This is a genomic window from Pseudomonas sp. NFX71 (assembly GCF_048079215.1).
In the GTDB taxonomy this organism is placed as follows: domain Bacteria; phylum Pseudomonadota; class Gammaproteobacteria; order Pseudomonadales; family Pseudomonadaceae; genus Aquipseudomonas; species Aquipseudomonas fluorescens_B.
In genome coordinates this window covers 1361095-1382043 of record NZ_CP182230.1, presented here as the reverse complement: position 1 = coordinate 1382043, position 20949 = coordinate 1361095, and the positions used below count along the sequence as shown (strand labels likewise).

At 60.2% G+C, this 20949-nt stretch carries 17 protein-coding genes; 3 read left to right on the top strand and 14 right to left on the bottom strand.

The annotated features are described in order from the left end of the window. The first annotated feature begins 36 nt into the window (after positions 1 to 36). On the top strand, positions 37 to 1407 hold the full coding sequence (creD, locus tag ACM1ZW_RS06405) for a cell envelope integrity protein CreD (RefSeq protein ID WP_416740327.1): 1371 nt from the start codon (positions 37 to 39) through the stop codon (positions 1405 to 1407). A gap of 211 nt (positions 1408 to 1618) precedes the next feature. On the opposite strand, the gene ACM1ZW_RS06400 is transcribed toward creD, so the two are convergent. The 8 genes from ACM1ZW_RS06400 to ACM1ZW_RS06365 all read right to left on the bottom strand — a co-directional run bounded on the left by ACM1ZW_RS06400 (position 1619) and on the right by ACM1ZW_RS06365 (position 10737). Then, entirely contained in the window at positions 1619 to 2248 is a 630-nt protein-coding gene (locus tag ACM1ZW_RS06400; RefSeq protein ID WP_414880202.1) for a glutathione S-transferase, read from the bottom strand. Positions 2249 to 2330: 82 nt separating this feature from the next. Then, a complete protein-coding gene (locus ACM1ZW_RS06395; protein ID WP_414880203.1) occupies positions 2331 to 2522 on the bottom strand; it encodes a hypothetical protein in 192 nt (63 codons plus the stop codon). Continuing rightward, complete coding sequence (locus tag ACM1ZW_RS06390) at positions 2519 to 3649, bottom strand: PepSY-associated TM helix domain-containing protein (RefSeq protein ID WP_416740326.1); 1131 nt, start codon at positions 3647 to 3649, stop codon at positions 2519 to 2521. The genes ACM1ZW_RS06395 and ACM1ZW_RS06390 overlap by 4 nt, the downstream gene beginning before the upstream one ends. 72 nt (positions 3650 to 3721) lie before the next feature. Next, positions 3722 to 6166 carry a TonB-dependent siderophore receptor gene (locus ACM1ZW_RS06385; protein WP_416740325.1) on the bottom strand — a complete coding sequence of 815 codons (2445 nt, stop codon included), beginning with the start codon at positions 6164 to 6166 and terminating at the stop codon, positions 3722 to 3724. Between the two features lie 179 nt (positions 6167 to 6345). Further along, the gene (locus ACM1ZW_RS06380; RefSeq protein WP_416740324.1) at positions 6346 to 7317 is read right to left on the bottom strand and encodes a FecR domain-containing protein; all 972 of its coding nucleotides are present in this window, start codon (positions 7315 to 7317) and stop codon (positions 6346 to 6348) included. After that, positions 7314 to 7832 carry an RNA polymerase sigma factor gene (locus tag ACM1ZW_RS06375; protein WP_017341164.1) on the bottom strand — a complete coding sequence of 173 codons (519 nt, stop codon included), beginning with the start codon at positions 7830 to 7832 and terminating at the stop codon, positions 7314 to 7316. The genes ACM1ZW_RS06380 and ACM1ZW_RS06375 overlap by 4 nt, the downstream gene beginning before the upstream one ends. A 260-nt stretch (positions 7833 to 8092) precedes the next feature. Further along, positions 8093 to 8800 (bottom strand): PolC-type DNA polymerase III, encoded by a 708-nt coding sequence (locus tag ACM1ZW_RS06370; protein ID WP_017341163.1) that lies wholly within the window; start codon positions 8798 to 8800, stop codon positions 8093 to 8095. Continuing rightward, the gene (locus tag ACM1ZW_RS06365; protein WP_017341162.1) at positions 8797 to 10737 is read right to left on the bottom strand and encodes a putative nucleotidyltransferase substrate binding domain-containing protein; all 1941 of its coding nucleotides are present in this window, start codon (positions 10735 to 10737) and stop codon (positions 8797 to 8799) included. The genes ACM1ZW_RS06370 and ACM1ZW_RS06365 overlap by 4 nt, the downstream gene beginning before the upstream one ends. A 254-nt stretch (positions 10738 to 10991) precedes the next feature. Here ACM1ZW_RS06365 and ACM1ZW_RS06360 point away from each other — a divergent pair, with 254 nt between their 5' ends. Next, positions 10992 to 11438, top strand: coding sequence for a response regulator (locus ACM1ZW_RS06360; protein WP_414880208.1), 447 nt, complete (start codon positions 10992 to 10994; stop codon positions 11436 to 11438). A 161-nt stretch (positions 11439 to 11599) separates the two neighbouring features. Here the strand turns inward: ACM1ZW_RS06360 and ACM1ZW_RS06355 are convergent, their stop codons facing one another. After that, on the bottom strand, positions 11600 to 13777 hold the full coding sequence (locus ACM1ZW_RS06355) for a malate synthase G (RefSeq protein ID WP_416740323.1): 2178 nt from the start codon (positions 13775 to 13777) through the stop codon (positions 11600 to 11602). 556 nt (positions 13778 to 14333) lie between these two features. Here ACM1ZW_RS06355 and ACM1ZW_RS06350 point away from each other — a divergent pair. Next, entirely contained in the window at positions 14334 to 14852 is a 519-nt protein-coding gene (locus ACM1ZW_RS06350; protein WP_017341159.1) for a glycine cleavage system protein R, read from the top strand. Between the two features lie 215 nt (positions 14853 to 15067). On the opposite strand, the gene rarD is transcribed toward ACM1ZW_RS06350, so the two are convergent. The 5 genes from rarD to ACM1ZW_RS06325 all read right to left on the bottom strand — a co-directional run bounded on the left by rarD (position 15068) and on the right by ACM1ZW_RS06325 (position 20884). After that, entirely contained in the window at positions 15068 to 15955 is an 888-nt protein-coding gene (gene rarD, locus ACM1ZW_RS06345; protein WP_017341158.1) for an EamA family transporter RarD, read from the bottom strand. Between the two features lie 207 nt (positions 15956 to 16162). After that, positions 16163 to 17137, bottom strand: coding sequence for a serine/threonine protein kinase (locus ACM1ZW_RS06340; protein WP_416740322.1), 975 nt, complete (start codon positions 17135 to 17137; stop codon positions 16163 to 16165). 184 nt (positions 17138 to 17321) lie between these two features. Then, on the bottom strand, positions 17322 to 19223 hold the full coding sequence (locus ACM1ZW_RS06335; RefSeq protein WP_416740321.1) for a PhoX family protein: 1902 nt from the start codon (positions 19221 to 19223) through the stop codon (positions 17322 to 17324). Between the two features lie 58 nt (positions 19224 to 19281). Continuing rightward, the gene (locus tag ACM1ZW_RS06330) at positions 19282 to 20046 is read right to left on the bottom strand and encodes a TOBE domain-containing protein (protein ID WP_017341155.1); all 765 of its coding nucleotides are present in this window, start codon (positions 20044 to 20046) and stop codon (positions 19282 to 19284) included. A 97-nt stretch (positions 20047 to 20143) separates the two neighbouring features. Then, entirely contained in the window at positions 20144 to 20884 is a 741-nt protein-coding gene (locus tag ACM1ZW_RS06325) for a ComF family protein (protein ID WP_416740320.1), read from the bottom strand. Between the last annotated feature and the right edge of the window lie 65 nt (positions 20885 to 20949).

Here is a 20949-nt window from a genome sequence, read left to right as displayed (position 1 = left end):
ATCCCAGACTCTTCCCATCCAAACAGGGAGAGTCCCATGAACCGAAATCTGACCTTAAAACTCGGGGCCATTGCCCTGCTGATTCTGTTGTTGCTGATCCCGTTGCTGATGATCAACGGCGTGATCCAGGACCGTCAGCAACTGCGCGACGGTGTGCTCGAAGACATCGCGCGCAGCTCCAGCTACAGCCAGCGGCTGAGCGGACCGTTGATGGTGGTGCCCTATCGCAAAGTGGTGCGCACCTGGAAACTCAACGAAAAAACCAACGAGCGTTATCAGGAAGTCGGAGAAGAACGCGGTCGTTTGTATTTCCTGCCGGAGCGTTTCGAGCTCGACGGACAGGTCCAGACCGAACTGCGTTCCCGGGGCATTTACGAGGCGCGCTTGTTCCACGCCGACAACCGCATCAGCGGGCACTTCTCGGTTCCGGCGCAACTGGGCATCAAGGAAGACTTCGCGGATTACCAGTTCGACCTGCCGTTTCTCGCGGTCGGGATCAGCGACATTCGTGGCATCGAGAATGCGTTGAAACTGGAACTCAATGACCTGCGCCTGGACTTCGTGCCGGGCAGTCAGGTGGGCTGGCTGGGCGAGGGCGTGCATGTGACGTTGCCAGCGCTGAACACCACGCAACCCACAGAACTGGCCTTCGGTTTCGACCTGCGTTTGCAAGGCACCGGTCAACTGCAAATCCTCCCGGTGGGCAAGACGAGCAGGGTGTCGCTGGCCGCCAACTGGCCGCATCCGAGCTTCATCGGCAACTACCTGCCGGCCCAGCGCGAAGTCTCCGATCAGGGCTTCACCGCCAACTGGCAGACGACGTTCTTCTCCACCAACCTGCAAGAAGCCCTGAGCAGTTGCGTATCCGGCAACGACTGTGACGCGTTCAACGGGCGCAGCTTTGGCGTGAGCTTCATCGACCCCGTGGACCAGTATTTGAAAAGCGACCGGGCCATCAAATATGCACTGCTGTTCATCGTCCTGACTTTCGCCGGTTTCTTCCTCTTCGAAGTCCTGAAAAGCCTGGCCGTGCACCCGGTGCAATACGCGCTGGTGGGCGTGGCACTGGCATTTTTCTACCTGTTGTTACTGTCGTTGTCCGAACACATCGGCTTTGCCCTGGCGTATCTGTTGTCGGCCAGCGGTTGTGTGTTGTTGATCGGCTTCTATGTCTGCCACGTGCTGCGCAGCGTGCGTCACGGCTTGAGTTTTTCGGCGGGATTGGCCGCGTTGTACGGCTTGCTCTACGGCTTGTTGAGTGCCGAGGATTACGCGCTGCTGATGGGCTCGTTGCTGCTGTTCGGCTTGCTCGGCGTGTTCATGGTGCTGACACGGAAACTGGACTGGTACGGGATCGGGCAGAAAGCCGCCAAGCCGCTGGCGTTTGATATCGGGGTGGTGGAATGAGCCGGTCGTTGGGGTTGCGTGAGGATCAGCGGGTGGGGGAGGTGTTGGCGACGCTGATATTCGGGTTGTTTCCGGTAGATCCGGTGTGGTGCATTCGCGAGCAGGCTCGCTCCCACAAGGGATCTTCAGTGAACACAAAATGCATGTACACCACGGATCAAAATGTGGGGACGAGCTTGCTCGCGATGAGGCCGTTCCAGCCAGCGAAAATCTAAACCTTAGGCATCGTCGCCAGCATCGAAGGCCGCTGACTCACCTCGAAATACCACGCGGCCAACTGCGGATTCGACTCGCGCCATTCCAGGTCCGGATGGCGCAGGTCGAGGTAACCCAACGCACACGCCACACTGATTGCCGCCACATCGAAATGGCTGGTCAGCTCGGCAATCGCATCTTTTTCCAGCAACGCCAAGGCGCGGCGGATCTTGTCCCGCTGGCCATCGAGCCATTCGTCCCAATGTTTTTCCGGGGCGCGCAGGGCGACTTCGTAACGCACCAGCACCGCGGCGTCCATGATCCCGTCGGCCAGGGAGGCCAGGGTCAGACGACGCCAACGGGCCGAGCCTTCACGGGGGATCAGCGGGTTTCCGACGTGCTGGTGGTCGAGGTAATCGAGGATCACCCGGCTGTCATGGATGACGTTGCCGTCCGCCAGGCGCAGGGCCGGGATTTTGCTCAGCGGGTTGTCGTCGATAAGCGGCAGGTCCGGGGCGACTGGGGTCAGCACACAGTTTTGCAGGGCGACGCGGTCTTGCTGACCGGTTTCGTGCAGCAGCACCATGACTTTGCGAACGAAGGGCGACAACGGGTTGTGGTAGAGGGTCATGCTCGGGGCGGACATGGCGGGATCTCGGGCGGTGGACAGTGTCGGGAGCATAGCGCGTTGGGCCGACAGCTCAAGAGGCTCGAAGAGAGGTCAATATCTAAAACCTGCGGGAGCGGCGTTGCAGGAGGCCGCGCAGGGCGAGGACGGCTGGAATGCCTAATCCAAGCCAGCTCAGAGCATCCCAAACGCCATCCCCCAGCAACGCGGCAAACAACCCCGTCGCGCTCAGAAGGGCGATAACGGTGGGCGTGGCGAAGACCTTCCAGAAGTTTGACTGTCGGGGTTTCATGCCACGCTCTCCGCTTTTTCCATGACGGGTTTTGCGGCTTTGCGCCGCACCACCCACAGGTAAGCCCCGCTGCCGAGCACGATGATGGTCAGCACATCCAGTGTCGCCCAGAGGATTTTCATCGGCATGCCACCGTAATCGCCGAAGTGCAGCGGCTGTGACATGCCCATGGCGTCCATGTACCACGGTCGTTCGGCCACAGCGGTGACTTGCAGGGTGTTGGCATCGATCAACACCGGCGTCAGCAAATGCGAAGTCAGGTGCGTGCTGCCCTTCATGAACACCGCGTAATGGTGTTCGCTGGAAAATCGCGTGCCGGGGAAGGCGATGAAGTCCGGCTGCATGCCGGGCGCGACTTCCTTGGCGATGTCGAGCAGGCGAGTGGCCGGCGCCAGCTGAGTCAATGGTGGTGCGTCGCGGTACGGCGCGACCATCGCGCTCAGGCTGTCGTTGCGCCACGCGGCGATCAACAGGTCGGCGCAGGCACTGATGACGCCGGTGACACCGACCACCAGCGCCCAGGTCAGGGTGACGACACCGATCAGGTTGTGCAGGTCTAGCCAGCGCAGGCGGGTGGATTTGTCCTGGCGCACGGTGGCGAATGTCAGCCTGCGCATGAACGGCAGGTACAGCACCGTTCCGGAAATAATGGCCACGACAAACATCAACCCCATGAACGCCAGCAACAACTTGCCCGGCAGGCCAGCGAACATGTCCACATGCAGACGCAGCATGACCATCATGAAGCCGCCATTGGCCGACGGCATCTCCAGCGCTTCGCCGGTTCGGGCGTCCAGCATGAAGGTGTGGGACGAATTCGGTTCCGTGCCGGCGGTGGCCGCCATGATCGCGATCGCGGCGTTGGGTTCGTCTTCGTCGAAGCCGAAATACTGCATGACTTCGCCGGGACGATGTTTTTCCGCGGCCTGCACCAGTTGCTGCAAATTCAGCTGCGGGGTATCGGCCGGCATTGCCTTCAACTCGGCGGCATCGCCCAGCAAGTGGTCGATCTCGTGATGGAAAATCAATGGCAAGCCGGTCAGCGCCAGCATCAGCAGGAAGACCGTGCAGATCAGGCTGGTCCAGGTGTGGACGAAGGACCAGCGGCGAATGGTTTTGCTTTTCATTTCTCAGCCTTCAGAAATACCAAAGCCGTCCTCGAAGGACGGCCTGGTTACAGCACGTATCAAATCAAGCGTTTACCACTTGTACGTGGCACTGGCGACGACACTGCGCAGGTCGCCGTAATAGCAGTAGAAGCCGTCACAGGTGGAGATGTAATCCTTGTTGAGCAGGTTGGTCGCGTTCACGGCCAGCGAGGCACCTTTCAAGCTGTTGTCCAGACGACCCAGGTCGTAGTGAACCGCCGCGTCGAACACGGTGTAGGCGTCAGCCTTGCCCAGCGTGGTGTTGCCCTGGTCGCCGTAAGTATTGCCGGTGTACCGGGCGCCGGCGCCAATGCCGAAGCCATCCAGCACGCCGTTGTGCCAGGTGTAATCGGCCCACAGCGAAGCCTGCTGGTTGGGCATCAGTTGCAGTCGGTTGCCTTTGAAATCGCCTTTCTGCACTTCGGATTTGGCCAGGGTGTAGGCGGCGATGATTTTCAGGTTGTCGGTGACGTCGGAGACCGCTTCCAGCTCCAGGCCTTTGACTTTCACTTCCCCGGTCTGGCTGGTGATCGGCACGTTGCCGACGGTGGTGGTGACAGAGACGTTTTTCTGGGTCAGGTCATACACCGCTGCGCTGAGCAAGGTATTGCTGCCCGGTGGTTGGTATTTGATGCCCAGCTCCCATTGCTGGCCTTCGGTCGGTTTGAACGACTCGGTAGCCGATGCGGTGGCGTTGCTGGTGGGTTGGAATGACTCGGCGTAGGAAAGATAAGGCACAAAGCCCGAATCGAACACGTAGCTGATCGCCGCGTTACCGCTGAATTTCTTGTCCCGTTCGGTGTTAGTCGCGTTCTCGTCATTGAAGAACTTGGTGCCGGTATGGACCCAGTCTTCACGGCCACCCAATGTCAGGCGCCATTGGTCGAGGGCCATCTGGTCCTGGACGTACAAACCGGTCTGATAGGTCTTCTGATCCTGGTCATAGAACGCATCGGAGCGCGGTGGACGAGTGATCGGCAGGCCGTATTGCGGGGTGTTGACGTTGATGCGCGGCGCGGTCCCGAAGATCGACAGGTAGTTGGTGTTGTTGCGTTGGTGGTCCAGCCCGATCAACAGCGTATGACGGACATCGCCGGTGGAGAAGTCGCCCTGGAAGTTGTTGTCCACCGCGAACTGGCTGATGTCTTCTTCCACATTGGTGGTACCGCGCCCTGTGTTGCCCTGATCGTCGACGACAAATCCGAACGCGGCAAACGCCGGGTTGTAGGCGTTGACGGTAATGGCCTGGAACGACAGGTCGGACTTGGTGTAGCGCAGGTTCTGACGGAACTGCCAGACGTCGTTCAGACGATGTTCGAAGGCATAGCCCAGCGCGTAGTAGGTGCGGTCGTAGTACTCGTAGTTCGGATCTCCCAGGTTCTTGTGGTGGGAAATATCGCCGAACGGCATGTCGATTTTGGTGCCCTGGATCGAATGGAACTGGCTGGTGATGCCGGTATCGTCACGGGTGAACTGCGTGAGCAGGGTGAATTTGGTGTCGTCGTCAATGTTCCAGGTCAGGCTCGGCGCAATGTTGTAGCGCTTGTTGTCGATGTGGTCGATCTGCGTCCCGCTGTCGCGAACCACGCCGCTGACGCCGTAGAGGAACTGGCCTTCGTCGTCGATCTTGCCGGTGCTGGCGAAGTTGATCTGGCGGTGATTGTCACTGCCGTATTGCACCTGGATTTCATGGCTCGACTCGGCGCTGGGACGACGGCTGACCATGTCCAGCAAACCGCCCGGCGGGGTCTGGCCATAGACCGACGAAGCCGGGCCGCGCAGCAGGGCGAGGCGGTCGAGGTTCCAGGTTTCCGGTTTCGGGTTGGCATACACGCCTTTGGGCAACGGCAAGCCGTCGAGGAACTGGGTCGGTTCGAAGCCTCGCACGCGCAGCCAGTCGGTGCGGGTGTCGCTGCCGAAACTGCTGGCGGTGATGCCCGGCATGTAGCGCACGGCGTCATCGAGGCTGTGCACGCTACGGTCGTCCATTTGTTCGCGGGTGGCGATCGAAATCGAACGCGGCGCTTCAACCAGCGCGGTGTCGGTCTTGGTGCCGGCGGCGGTGCGCTTGGCCAGGTAACCCTCCACCGGGCCCCAGGCACTTTCAGTGTTTTCAACGCCGATGATGGCGGTTTCTGGCAGGGCCATCACACCTTCAGGCGCGGCCACAAGGCTGTAGGTGCCGGTGCTGCTCTGTTCCAGTTGCAGGCCGGTGCCATTCAAGGCCGCGCGCAGGGCGCCGGTGGCATCGTACTGGCCATTGACCGGTGCCGACATCTTGCCCGCTGCCAGCGCCGGATCCAGCGACAACGCCAGGCCGGACTGGCTGGCGATCTGGTTCAACGTGCTGGCCAATGGCGCAGCCGGAAGAGTGTAGGCGCGAACGCTGGACGCCTGTTCAGCTGCGATCAGTTGGTTGCTGGCCAGAGGTGTGCAGAGGGCAATGGCGACCGCCAGCAAACTGGGGCGCAACAAGGTGTCTAGCGAACGGGACATACGGCGGCTCCTGAAAGGGAATACTTCTCAATTGCCTAGGTGCCGAACGAAAAACCAGAAGTGATAGGGCTGGATGAAAATAATTTCGATTCAGCTAGTGAATCTGTACGCATCAGCCTTGAGGCATGGACCCAACCCTGTGGCGAGGGAGCAAGCTCCCTCGCCACAAATAGTCTGCCTCAAGGCTTGGCTTCAGCCTTCGCCACCGTTACCCACCATTCCGTGTGCTGTTCGATCTGCACCGGCAAGGTCGGCAGCAGGGCGCTCAACGCCAGATCGGTATCGTGCAACGGGAAACTGCCGGTAATCCGCAGGTCGGCCACCTCTGGCGCAACGCCCAGATGCCCGCGGCGATAACGACCGAGTTCGTGGACCAGATCTTCCAGACGCGCGTTATCCACCACCAGCATGCCGCGGGTCCAGGCATCGGCACCGAGGTTGAGCGCGATGATCGGCCCAAGGCCGTTGCTGCGCATCAGCACCTGCTGGCCTTCGCGCAGAATCTGTTCTTCAGGACTCGACTCGGGATGGGCGGCGACGGCGGACTGCAACACGCTCAGGCGCGTGCCTTCTTCCTCGCGCTTGACCAGGAAACGCGTGCCGAGTGCGCGCATGCTGCCTTCGCGGGTTTCGACGATAAACGGCCGCGCATCGCCATGACCGGTTTCGACGAGGATTTCCCCGTCCTGAAGAATCACCCGGCGCTGCTTCTCATCAAAGCGCACGTCCACGGCACTGTGGGTGTTGAGGTTGATCACTGTGCCGTCGCTCAGGCGCAAAGTGCGTTGCTCGCCGGTGGCGGTGCGCTGATCGGCCAGCCAATAGTCAACCGGCAGATAACGCTCACCGGCGAACAGCGCCAAACCAATCACCGCCACGATGCTCGCCACGCCGCTGCCCAGTTTGCGCACACGTCGGCGAATGCTTTCGCGCGATTGCAGCAATGCGGTGCGGGCCGGGCCGCTGGCCACGCTGAAACGCTGGTCGAGCATGCCCAACTGGCGCCAGGCGCGGGCGTGTTCTTCGTGGGCGGCGTGCCATTTGGCGAACTCTTCGCGCTCCACCGGGTTGCCGGAATCCAGCGACAATTGCCAGGCAATCGCCGCGTCCAGCACCTGCGCCGACACCGGTTTGGAACTGATCGCGCTCATATCGGCTCACCGTACAGCGCGATATAGCACTGACGAATGCCCTGGGCCAGGTATTGACGCACCCGCGGCACCGATACGCCCAGGCGCTGGGCGATTTCCGCGTGGCCGAGGCCGTCGAGACGGTTGTAGAGAAACGCTGCCCGGGCTTTGCTGGAGAGTTTGCCGAGCAGGCGGTCGATGTTTTTCAGGTCTTCGAGGATCAGTTGCTGTTCTTCCACCGATGGCTGTTCGCCTTCGGGGATCAGCATCAGTTCGGTGAGGTAAGCCTGTTCCAGCGCGGCACGCCGGAAGTAGTCAAACAGCAGACCCTTGGCGATCGCCACCAGAAACGCCCGAGGTTCGCGCGGTTCGTTCAGTTGATCACGGCCCAGCAACCGCACGAAGGTGTCCTGACTCAGGTCCTCTGCCCGTTGCGGGCAAGCGACATTGCGTCGAAGCCAGGCCAATAGCCAGCTGCGATGGTCACGATATAACGCACCGACGAGCTCACTGTGGGGGCTTTGGACTGACGACACGCGGCATCACCGATTGGGAAGTGTTAACTAACGAGAATTATTCGCGATTGTGGCAGAGGCGGGGGAGGTAAGCAATTGGCCACTGGTCAGGTGGGTTTCAGAGCATTGCGCAAAGTAAACCTGTGGCGAGGGAGCTTGCTCCCGCTCGGCTGCGCAGCAGTCGCAAAACCTGCGAACGCGATTTGACTGGAGAAGGCAGGGGGGGCTGCTTCGCATCCCGGCGGGAGCAAGCTCCCTCGCCACAGAGATAGGCAGGAAGTCTAAAAAGAAGGCGTTCGCTGCCTGCGTTTCCACTGACTCACCCGCTGCTGCAAATTCAACGGACTATGAATCTGCTGCTGCCGCGCCCGGCTGAACAGGATCAACGCCAGTTCCGCAGTCGCCAGCGCATCGGCACTGGCGTTATGACGCTCGAACACTTCGAGCTTGAACCAGTCGATCCACTCGTCCAGCCCCGCCTCGCGAATGTGCGCCTGTGGGCACAGCAGCGGGGCGATATCGGCCACATCCAGAAACGGATGCTGCAGCTTGTAACCCAGATGATCCTTCAACGCGCGCCCGAGCATGTGCTGATCAAACGGCGCATGAAACGCCAGCACCGGACTGTCGCCCACAAATTCCATGAACTCGAGCAGGGCCTGCGCCGGATCACTGCCGGCAGCGATCGCGCTGGGGCCCAAGCCATGGATCAACACACTGGGCGCCAATTTCATATCCGTGCATTGGAGGGTGCGTTCGAACTGCTGGCTGAAGTCGATCGCCCCGTCTTCAATCACCACCGCGCCGATGGACAGCACCCGATCCTTGTTCATATTCAACCCGGTGGTTTCCAGGTCCAGCACCACCCAGCGCTGTTCGCGCAGGCTGCATTCTCTGAGCTCGGCGCCCGCCGGCAAGCGTTGCAGACGTTGCTGCAATTCCACGGACAGCATCGGCCCCACCGGGCGCAACCACGAAAACAGGCTCATAGCTGATACCGCAATGTCAGGCTGCTTTGCAGGCGCTGGGCCTGACGCAGGGATTCGCGCAGGATCCTTCGGTCCAGGTGATTGAGACTGTCGGGATCGACCCGGTTGGAGTAGGGCAGGTTCTCCCGGGTCTGTAGCTGATGTTGCTGCATGCGGGTTTGCTGGATGAAGTGATACGCCTCTTCATACGCTGCACCGTCCAGCCGTTCGATGACTTCTTTTTCGACCAGTTGGCGAAAGCGCTCCAGCGTATTGTTGGCCTCGATGCCGTGGGCTAGCGCCAGCAATCGGGCGCCGTCGACAAAGGGCGTCAGACCCTGGACTTTCAGGTCCAGCGTCGCCTTCTCGCCATTCTTGCGCGCCAGCACAAACTCGCGGAAACGGCCTACGGGCGGGCGGTTGCGCAGGGCGTTTTCGGCCATCATCCGCTGGAACAGCCGGTTGTCAGCGACTTGATCGAGAATGCCCCGACGCAGTTGCTCGCAGCTTTGCTCGTCGCCCCAAACCACGCGCAGGTCGAAATAGATGCTCGAACCCAGCAGGTTCTCCGGCGTCGCTTCACGAATGAACGCCGCAAAACGCCGCGCCCATTCGGCCCGGGACAAACACAGCTCAGGGTTGCCGGCCATGATGTTGCCCTTGCACAGGGTGAACCCGCACAGCGCCAGGCTCTGGTTGATCTGTTGAGCGATAGGCAGCAACTTGCCGCGAATCTCGGCGGCATGCGCGGCGTCCCGGGCTTCGAACAGAATGCCGTTGTCCTGATCGGTATGCAGCGTCTGTTCGCGGCGGCCTTCGCTGCCGAAACACAGCCAACTGAACGGCACACCGGGGTCGCCTTTCTCGGCGAGAGTCAGTTCTATCACCCGGCACACGGTGTGGTCGTTGAGCAGGGTGATGATGTGGGTGATCTGGGTCGACGACGCGCCATGGGCCAACATGCGTTCCACCAATTGACCGATCTCACCGCGCATCGCCACCAGGTTTTCCACCTTCTGGGCGCTGCGGATGGTCCGCGCCAGGTGCACAAGATCGACCCGTTGCAGGGAAAACAGGTCACGTTCCGAGACCACGCCGCACAGGCGCTGGTCCTTGACCAGGCAAACGTGGGCAATATGCCGCTCGGTCATGGCAATCGCCGCATCGAAGGCACTGTGGTCCGGCGTCAGGAAAAACGGCGCGTGGGTCATGTGCAATTCGATGGCTTCGTTGAAGTCGTTGGTGCCTTCGGCCACCACGTGACGCAGGTCGCGCAGGGTGAAAATGCCCAGCGGCGCCTTGTGTTCATCGACCACCACAATGCTGCCGACCTGCTGCTCGTGCATCAGGGTCACGGCTTCGCGCAACGGCGTAATCGGGCTGCACGTCACCGGATGGCGCATGGCCAATTCGCCAAGGCGGGTATTCAGAGAATATTGAGTGCCGAGGGTCTCCACGGCTTTTTGCTGGACTTGCTGGTTGACCTGATCCAGCAGACTGCTGACACCGCGTAGGGCAAAGTCGCGAAAGGCATTGGAAAGCGCGAACAGTTTAATAAACGCCAGCTTGTTCAGCTGTAGGCAAAAGGTGTCTTCGGCTGCCAGATGTTCGGTGCGCGTCGCACGTTCACCCAGCAGCGCGGCGAGGGGGAAGCACTCGCCGGTGGTGATTTCGAAGGTGGTTTCCGTGCCGCCCTTGGCCGTGTGGGGGCGTTCACCCACGACGCGGCCCTGTTTGACGATGTAGAAATGCTCAACCGGGCCATCGGCGGGCTTGATGATGCTTTCGCCGGGCGCATAAAAACGCAGCTGACATTGCTCCACCAGGTACGCCAGGTGAGCGTGTTCCATTTGATTGAAGGGCGGGAAACGCTGCAGAAATTGCAAAGTGCCCTGGATGTTTTGCAACACCGCGGTTTTTCCTGCCTGTGTGAAGGCGTCCGCTTTACTCATAACCATTACCGCAGTCTTTTTTCGAATTGTTGTTGTCGGATGACTCGGCCATGGTCGGCCCCGGAGCGCGAGGTGCCCATTGGACGTAAGTCTAGGTCGGGCCTTCCGGTGATGAAATTTCGGAAATACCTTACGCAATCTTGGGAAGAATCTATCCTTTCATCTATAGGAAATAAATCCGACGAAGTGCACATTGTTGCGCCACTTAGCGATGTCTGACGGATGTGCTAGGGAATAGAAATGAAAACGTAGAGTAAGCCATGTCCGACCACGATATTTTGAGTGACGCCGAGCGCGAGGCGCTGAGTGCCGTCATGCTGGAACCCGACTTGCCACCGCAGCGGGTGCTGATCGTCGATGATGACAAGGACGCCCGGGAGCTGCTCTCGGAAATCCTGGGTCTGGATGGCATTCGTTGCATGACTGCGGCCAGCGGCGAGACAGCCCTCAAGATGTTGAGCGAGAAGCCCTCCATTGGTTTGGTGATCACTGATCTGCGGATGGGCCAGGTTGATGGCCTGGAGTTGGTTCGTCAGGTGCGTGAGTCAGTACGGGCAGCCATGCCGATCATCATCGTTTCGGGCGATGCCGACGTGAAGGACGCAATTGCTGCGATGCATTTGAGCGTGGTGGATTTTCTGCTCAAGCCCATCGATACCGGCAAATTGCTGGGGTTGGTCAAGCATGAGTTGGGGATGGATTCGTGAATTGTTAGAGGATCAAAAGATCGCAGCCTTGGGCAGCTCCTACAGGGGACTGAGTACACCTGTAGGGGCTGCCGAAGGCTGCGATCTTTTGACTTTGCTTTAAACAAAAAAGCCCTGATCTTTCGATCAGGGCTTTTTCATTATCCGGTATCACCGCTCAGTTACAGGCCATTGGCAGCCTTGAACTCGCGACGACGACGGTGCAGGACCGGCTCGGTGTAGCCGTTCGGCTGTTTGGTGCCTTCAACCACCAGCTCGACCGCCGCCTGGAAGGCGATGTTGCTGTCGAAATCCGGCGCCAGCGGACGGTACAGCGCGTCATTGGCGTTCTGACGGTCAACCACCGGCGCCATGCGCTTGAGGCTTTCCATCACCTGCTCTTCGGTGACGATACCGTGACGCAGCCAGTTGGCGATGTGCTGGCTGGAAATCCGCAGCGTGGCGCGGTCTTCCATCAGGCCGACATCGTTGATGTCCGGCACTTTCGAGCAGCCCACGCCCTGGTCGATCCAGCGCACCACGTAACCGAGAATGCCTTGGGCGTTGTTGTCCAGTTCGTTCTTGATCTGTTCCGCGGTCCACTGCGGGTTTACCGCCAGCGGGATGGTCAGGATGTCGTCCACCGAAGCGCGGGCACGTTTGGCCAGTTCCGCCTGACGGGCGAACACGTCGACCTTGTGATAATGCAGCGCATGCAGCGCAGCCGCCGTTGGCGAGGGAACCCAGGCGGTGTTGGCACCGGCCAGCGGGTGAGCGATTTTCTGTTCGAGCATCGCTGCCATCAGGTCCGGCATGGCCCACATGCCTTTACCGATCTGCGCGCGACCTTGCAGGCCGGTGCTCAAACCGATATCGACGTTCCAGTTCTCGTAAGCGCCGATCCACTTCTCAGCCTTCATGTCCGCCTTGCGCACCATCGGGCCGGCTTCCATGGAGGTGTGGATTTCATCGCCCGTGCGGTCAAGGAAACCGGTGTTGATGAACACCACGCGCTCGCTGGCCGCCTTGATGCACGCCTTGAGGTTGACCGTGGTGCGGCGCTCCTCGTCCATGATCCCGACTTTCAGCGTGTTGCGCGGCAGACCGAGTACGTCTTCGATGCGACCGAACAGCTCGTTGGTGAACGCGGCTTCTTCCGGGCCGTGCATCTTCGGCTTCACGATGTAGACCGAGCCGGTGCGGCTGTTCTTGCGCGAGCTGTTGCCGTTGAGGCTGTGGATCGCCGCCAGGCTGGTGATCAGACCGTCGAGAATGCCTTCCGGCACTTCGTTGCCGTCTTTGTCGAGGATCGCGTCGATGGTCATCAGGTGACCAACGTTGCGCACGAACAGCAGCGAGCGACCGTGCAGGCTCAGTTCCTTGCCATCAACGCCGGTGTAGGTGCGGTCGGCGTTCATGGTGCGGGTAAAGGTCTTGCCACCCTTGGAGACTTCTTCCGACAGGTCGCCCTTCATCAGGCCGAGCCAGTTGCGGTAGATCACCACTTTGTCATCGGCATCGACGGCGGCGACGGAGTCTTCGCAGTCCATGATGGTGGTCAGCGCGGCTTCCATCAGGATGTCTTTGACGCCGGCCGCGTCGGTCTGGCCGACCGGGGTGCTGGCGTCGACCTGGATTTCGAAGTGCAGGCCGTTGTTCTTCAGCAGGATCGCGGTGGGTGCCGCTGCATCGCCGTGAAAACCGATCAACTGCGCGTCGTTGCGCAGGCCGCTGTTGCTGCCGCCTTTCAGGGCGACCACCAGTTTGCCGTCAACGATCTTGTAGCCGGTGGAATCGACGTGGGAGCCGGCGGCCAAAGGCGCGGCTTCGTCGAGGAAGGCGCGGGCGAAGGCAATCACCTTGTCGCCACGAACCTTGTTGTAGCCTTTGCCTTTTTCCGCGCCGTCAGCTTCGCTGATCGCGTCGGTGCCGTAGAGCGCGTCGTACAGCGAGCCCCAGCGGGCGTTCGAAGCATTGAGCGCGAAGCGGGCGTTCATCACCGGCACCACGAGCTGCGGGCCGGCCATGCGGGCGATTTCGTCATCGACATTTTGCGTCGTTGCCTGGAAATCGGCCGCTTCTGGCAGCAGATAACCGATGTCTTGCAGGAAGGCTTTATAAGCCACGGCGTCGTGCGCCTGCCCGGCACGTGCTTGGTGCCAGCCATCGATACGAGCCTGGATATCATCGCGTTTGGCGAGTAGGGCTTTGTTCTTCGGCGCCAGGTCGTGAATGACCTTGTCGGCACCGGCCCAGAATTTGTCGGCGGTGAGGCCGGTTCCGGGAATGGCTTCGTTGTTCACGAAGTCGAACAGGACTTTGGCGACCTGCAGGCCACCGACTTGAACGTGTTCAGTCATTGCTTGCCTCACTCTGCTCAGCTATTTCGCTTTTCAGCTCTTCAAATTAACAATGAAGCCTCTGGCTATTTAAACCACAAACCCCTTCCACCAGTACATGCCATTTCGGGCGGCTGGGATGGAACCGATCAACGGCGTTGAGGCCTTGCTGATAGGGCTTTCAGGGCTGCGACCGCGCCTGTGGCAGACATCGATCCAACGTTATGTAGTGCGCGCTGCGGCATACTACATGATGAATTGCGGTTGTGAAAATTAGACTAATTACGTCGTTCTGCGACCCCGTGACGCATTGCAGTCACGTCGGGGATGGGGATGTTCTCAAAAAAGTATGAGATTGTTCCAGTTAAATATAAGAAGTTGTACACGATTTATGTGTGGGCGTCGGGCCCGGTGGTGAATTCATCGCGGGCAAGCCCGCTTTCACAGGATTGTGCATAACCTTGCCCGCGATGAGGCGGATCCGCACGATGCTGAATCCGGGTCTGCCCAAAGCATCGGTCAACCGTTGCCTATACTTGCCTTTCTATAACAAAAGTCATGACCAGAGGGCTGCGCCATGGACCACCTCGTACTCACTGTTTTCGCGCCGGACAAACCTGGGCAGGTCGAGCGCATCGCCCAGTGCATTGCCGAGCACGGCGGTAACTGGCTGGAAAGCCGTATGTCACGCATGGCCGGGCAGTTTGCCGGGATTCTTCGGGTAGGCGTGCCGGCCGAGGCCTACGAGAAATTGGTCGATGCCCTGCAGGCGTTGTCGGCCCATGGCATTCGCGTGCTGATTGCCGAAAGCGGCATCGAACAATCCTGCACCTGGAAACCGATTGCCATGGAGCTGGTGGGCAACGACCGCCCGGGGATCGTGCGCGACATCACGCGTCTGTTGAGTGAGCAGGGGGTCAACCTGGAACGACTGGTTACGGAAGTGCGCCCGGCGCCGATGAGCAGCGAGCCGCTGTTCCACGCTGAAGCGATTCTCGCCGTGCCGCTGACGCTTTCTCTGGATGTGTTGCAGTCGCGCCTGGAAACCCTGGCGGACGATTTGATGGTGGAATTGGTCCTGCGCAGCGAACCCTGACAGGGTTATCCAAGTTATACGTGCACCTGCCTGTGGATAACCTGTAGAGACACCCCGCCAGCCCACGCCGGCCGGGCGTCTTCAGGAACTGATCAAAAAACCATCAGATTCAACGAGTTGCACACAAACGCCGGGGATCACGCTGTGGATAACCTTGGGAAGGATCGATGCAGGCCGCGAAATACGTGGCCTGTAGAAGTTCGTACGTTTTTTGATCAGCTGCGACGGCGCAAACTTATCCACGCATCGACGCTATAAACCGCAAGCCCGGCCCAGATAAAGATAAACGCCACCAGCGTGCTGGACGACAAGTGTTCGCCAAACAGCAGTACGGCTTGCAGCAGCACCAATGTCGGCGCCAGGTACTGGAGGAATCCCAGCGTTGTGTAGGGCAAATGCCGTGCGGCGGCGTTGAAACACACCAGCGGCACAAGGGTTACCGGCCCGGCGGCAACCAGCCACCAGGCTTCGCTAGTCGTCCAGAACTCGGGCTGAGCGCTCATGGCCGTCTGATTGAATAACAGCCAGGCAATGGCAATCGGCACCAGCATCCAGGTTTCCACCACCAGACCGGGCAGGGCTTTGACTGGCGCCTGCTTGCGGATCAACCCGTAGAAACCAAACGTCAACGCCAGCACCAGCGATACCCATGGCAGGCTGCCGACTTGCCATACCTGTTGCGCCACACCGACTGCGGCCAGCCCCACGGCGATCCATTGCATGCGCCGCAGCCGTTCGCCGAGGATCAACATGCCGAGCAGCACGTTCACCAACGGGTTGATGTAGTAACCGAGGCTGGCTTCGAGCATGCGCCCGTTGTTCACCGACCAGACATACGTCAGCCAGTTGGCCGCGATCAGCGTGCCGCTCAGCGCGAGGATCGCCAGCCGTTTCGGGTTTTCACGCAGCTCGCGCCACCAGCCCGGATGCTTCCATACCATCAGCAGCAAGGCGCCGAACAGCGCAGACCAGAGCACGCGATGGATGATGATCTCCACGGCGGGCACGTTGGCGATGGCTTTGAAGTAGATCGGGAACAGGCCCCAGATGATGTAGGCACTCAGGCCCAGGATGTACCCGCGACGCGGGTTGGCGGCTTGCATGCAGAATCCTTGCTTAGGCAGCTAACTAAAGAAGGGGATTGTAAGGAGATTTGTCTACGAATGTCCCGTCCGAAAACGTCGGGCAATTGTGAACACAATCCCTGTGGGAGGGAGCTTGCTCGCGATGGCGGTGTATCAGCTTGCATCGGTGTTGCATGTGCTGCCGTCATCGCTAGCAGGCTAGCTCCCACAGGGATTTTTGGTGTGTCAGAAGAGTTTGAGGGGTTCTTCGTTGAGGGCGGCGAGTTGCTCACGCAACGCCAACACCTGATCGCCCCAATATCGTTCGGTGCCAAACCACGGAAAACTGTGCGGGAACGCCGGGTCGTCCCAGCGACGCGCCAGCCAGGCGCTGTAGTGCATCAGGCGTAACGCGCGCAGCGGCTCGATCAACGCAAGTTCTCGTGGGTCGAAGTCGTGAAATTCGTTGTAACCGTCCATCAATTCCGACAACTGAACGAGACATTCCTGACGATCGCCGGCCAGCATCATCCAGATGTCTTGCACCGCCGGGCCCATGCGGCAGTCGTCGAGGTCAACGATGTGGAACATCTCGTCGCGGCACATCATGTTGCCGGGGTGGCAATCGCCGTGCATGCGGATGTTCTGGTGCGGCGTGGCTTTGTAGACCTCTTCGACGCGCTTGAGCAGGTCGCGGGCCACAGATTCGTAGGCCGGCAGCAGGCTTTTGGGGATGAAATTGCCTTCGAGCAGCGTCGTCAGCGAATCGTGACCAAAGTTCTTCACGCCCAGTGCTTCGCGGTGTTCGAAGGGTTTTGTCGAACCCACGGCGTGCAGGCGGCCGAGCAATTGGCCCAGCCGATACAGCTGATCGAGATTGCCCGGCTCCGGGGCGCGCCCGCCACGGCGGGGAAACAGGGTGAAACGGAAGCCGTGGTGTTCGTGCAGGCTGGCGCCGTTGTGAATCATCGGCGCCACCACCGGCACGTCGCACGCGGCGAGTTCGAAGGTGAACTGGTGTTCTTCGAGAATCGCTTCGTTGGTCCAGCGTTGCGGGCGGTAGAACTTGGCGATCAGTGGCTCGGAGTCTTCGATGCCGACCTGATAGACGCGGTTTTCGTAGCTGTTGAGCGCCAGGATGCGCGCGTCGCTGAGAAAGCCGATGCTTTCGACGGCATCGAGCACGAGGTCTGGGGTGAGGGTTGCAAACGGGTGGGCCATGCTGACTCCTGCGCGCAGCAGGCTGCCGCGTCCGGCCAAGCATGGTAGCGCAGACGGGCTTACTTTAGTGTTAAGGCTTGAGATGAGTGGTGTTGCCATCGCTAGCAGGCTAGCCCCACACTGGATCTGCGACACTTCGCAAGTCCCCTGTGGGAGCTAGCTGCCTGCTAGCGATAGGGCCCGGTCAGGCGCCGACGATCCCGCCATCCTCACGGGAAATCGCCATCACCGAAGACCGCGGCTTGCCATTCGGCAAATGCTCAGGGAACGTCGATCCACCGTTTTCTCCCGGATGTTGAATCCCTACAAACAGGGTTTTTTGATCCGGTGAAAAGCTGATCCCCGTCACCTCGCAACCAATCGGCCCGACCATGAACCGACGAATCTCCCCGGTCACCGGGTCGGCACACAGCATCTGGTTATTGCCCATGCCGGCAAAATCACCGGTATTGCTCGAATCGCCATCGGTCAGAATCCACAACCGCCCAGCCTTGTCGAAACCCAGGCCATCCGGGCTGTTGAACATGTTCTGTGGCGTGATGTTCGACGAACCGCCCTTCGGCGTGCCGGCGTGGACACCCGGGTTGCCGGCGACCACAAACAGATCCCAGGCAAAGCTTTTTGAACCGTGATCATCACGGTCGGTGCGCCAGCGCAGAATCTGCCCGTACACGTTCTTCTCGCGAGGGTTGGGCCCGCCCACCGGTTGACCGTCTTCGCCGCGCTTGGCGTTGTTGGTCAGTGTGCAATAGACCTGGCCATCCATAGGGCTGACGACGATCCATTCCGGACGGTCCATGCGCGTGGCTTTCACCACCGTGGCCGCGAGGCGCGCGTGAATCAGCACCTCTGCCTGATCGGCAAAACCGCTGCTGGCGTCGATGCCGTTTTTGCCGTGGGTCAGCTCGATCCACTCGCCTTGGCCTTTCGGGTGATCGGCATTGCCGTCGCCTGCGTCGAAGTGCGCCACGAACAAGGTGCCGTGGTCCAGCAGGTCGCGATTGGCTTTCGGGTTTTTGTGGTTGATCTTGTCGCGGCTGACGAACTTGTAGATGAACTCGCCGCGCTCGTCGTCGCCCATGTACACCACGGCGTGGCCGTCATGGGTTTCAGCCAGGGCAGCGTTTTCATGTTTGAAACGGCCGAGTGCGGTGCGCTTGACCGGGGTCGATTGCGGATCGAAAGGGTCGATTTCCACTACCCAGCCGTGACGGTTGAGTTCGTTGGGGTTTTTTGCCAGGTCGAAACGCTCGTCGTGCGGGTGCCAGTTGATCTCTTTACTGGCGGCTACCACACCGTAGCGTTTCTGCGCGGCGTCGAACTTCTGTTCGGCGTTGCTGCTGCCGAAGCAGTCGGTGAAGTTCTCTTCACAGGTCAGGTACGTGCCCCACGGCGTCTTGCCGTTGGCGCAGTTCTGGAAGGTGCCGAGCACATTCTTGCCGTGTGGGTCGGCGCTGGTTTTCAACAGGTCATGACCGGCAGCGGGACCGCTGAGGGTGATCGGTGCATTGCCGTGAATGCGCCGGTTGTAGCGCGAGCCCTGGACGAATTGCCATTGGCCGTTCTTGCGCTGCACTTCGATCACCGACACACCTTCGCAGGCCAGCGCCTTGCGTACTTCTTCCTTCGATTGCGGCATGCCGCCGTGCGGGTAGAGGTAGCGGTAGTTGGTGTATTCGTTGTTGATCGCCATCAACGCCCGGTCTTTCTCACCCGGAAACTCGAACAGGCTCATGCCGTCATTGTTGTCGCCGAACTGCACTTCCTGCTGCTCGGCGCTGCCGTTACCGCTCGGGTCGAATGCCGGACCGTTCTTTTGCAGCGGCTGGCCCCAGCTGATCAGCACCGAAGACTTGTAGCCCGGCGGCAGGGTAATGGCATCGCTGGTGGCGGCGGGGATGCTGTCGAAACCCAACAGTTTGCTGGTGCCGGCGCTGACGCTGGCCGCGAGCACGCTGCGACTCAGCAGGTTGCCGCCGAGGAACATGGCTGCGCCGCACAGGGCGCCCGCGCTGATGAAGCCACGACGGCTGAGGCCGACCATGTTCTCGAGGTCGGTGTTTTGATTGTCTTCTAATAGGCTCACATCAGGCTCCCTGCGGGTTTTTGCAGTCACCTTAAAGAGCATTAATGACGCTTGTGTTTCAAAGCGGTGTACCGAGCAAAACGTTTGATGGCGCAAATTGCACCCGTACCGGTTTATCGGTGGCGAGACCGAGGGTTTTCAGGTGCAGCGGCTCGGCCAGTGCGCACAACGTCTGGCCATTGGGCAGGCCGATGCGCACTTCGCTGGGGCCGTCTTCGGCATCGAGGATTTCTTCGATGATGCCGGTCAGGTCATTGTGTCCTGGCGTTGCAGTGTCTTCGATGGCCAGCAAGTCGAGCCAGCCCGCCTTGATCAGGGCGACGACTTCGGTGCCGGGTTCCAGCTCCAGGCGCACGGTGCTGTCGTGGGTGATCTGTGTATCGATGGCCAGGCCTTCGGCCAGTTCAAGACGAATCAGGTCGTTGCGCCCCTGAGCTTCGATCGCCACGACCTTGCCGTGCAATTGATTGCGTGCACTGGTTCTGAGCATCAGGCGGCCGAGCAGGTCCAGGTCGCTGGCGTCTTCGGCGGCTTCCAGCACCTGAGCCTGCAGCGTTTGCAGTTTTTGATACAGGCGCAATACGCGTTGGCCTTCGCTGGATAGCTTCGCGCCACCGCCGCCCTTGCCGCCGACACTGCGCTCCACCAGTGGTTTCTGCGCCAGGTTGTTCAACTCGTCGATGGCGTCCCACGCGGCTTTGTAACTCAGGCCCGCGCTTTTCGCGGCGCGAGTGATCGAGCCTTGTTCTGCGATGTGCTGCAGCAACGCGATGCGCTGCGGGCGACGGACAATGTGCTGGGACAACAACGTGGGCAGGGACATGACGGGGGCGCTTTGGCTGGTAACGTGGCTAGGACGTTGGCGGCTTGGGCTGTGGGAGTCAAGTCGGTCTCGCTCCCGCAGGGTTTGTGTTCTTGAGTCAAACCGCGTCGCCGGGTCTGGGCGTGCGTGCCAGGCAATAGACATCGACCCGCGAGGCGCCCGCATCCATCAGCAGGCGTGCCAGGGCCTGGGCAGTGGCGCCGGTGGTCAGTACGTCATCGACCAGCGCCACGTGACGCCCCTTGACCACCGCTTTGGGCATCAGGGCAAAGGCGTTACGCAGGTTCTTTTTGCGAGCCTCGGCTTTCAGGTCTTGTTGCGCGCTGGTGTCCTGAATCCTCTTGAGCAGTTGCTCGTCGCAGGGGATATCCAGGCTCGCGCTCAACCAGCGGGCCAGCATTGCGGCCTGATTGAAACCCCTTTGACGCAGGCGCTTGGTTGCCAGCGGAACCGGGACCAGCGCATCTGGCCGCTCCAGCGCTTCATCGAAGCGATGTTGCAGGAATTGAGCGAAAAGTTCGCCAAGCAGGTTGCCAAACGGCCACTTCGCGCTGTGTTTGAAACGGGTGATCAGGCTGTCGACTGGAAAGCTGTAGGTCCACGGGGCGATCACCTGTTCGAAGGAGGGCGGCGCCTTCAAACACTGGCCGCAGGTCATTCCCGCCGCGGGCAAGGGCAGGGCGCAGGTCTGGCAGTGATCGCCAAGCCACGGCAGGTCGGTTTCACACGCCATGCAGATCGGCGTCGCTTCATCCGCCGTCTCGCTGCAGAGTAAACAGTTTTGTCTGTTTTTTAACCAGATGTAAACCGGTCCTTTGTATCGTGGTTGACAGCGCATCGCTCTTCCTTAAATATGCCGAACATCCGTGTCGCGTCTGTGGGTATTCCAGTCCCCAGTCGCTT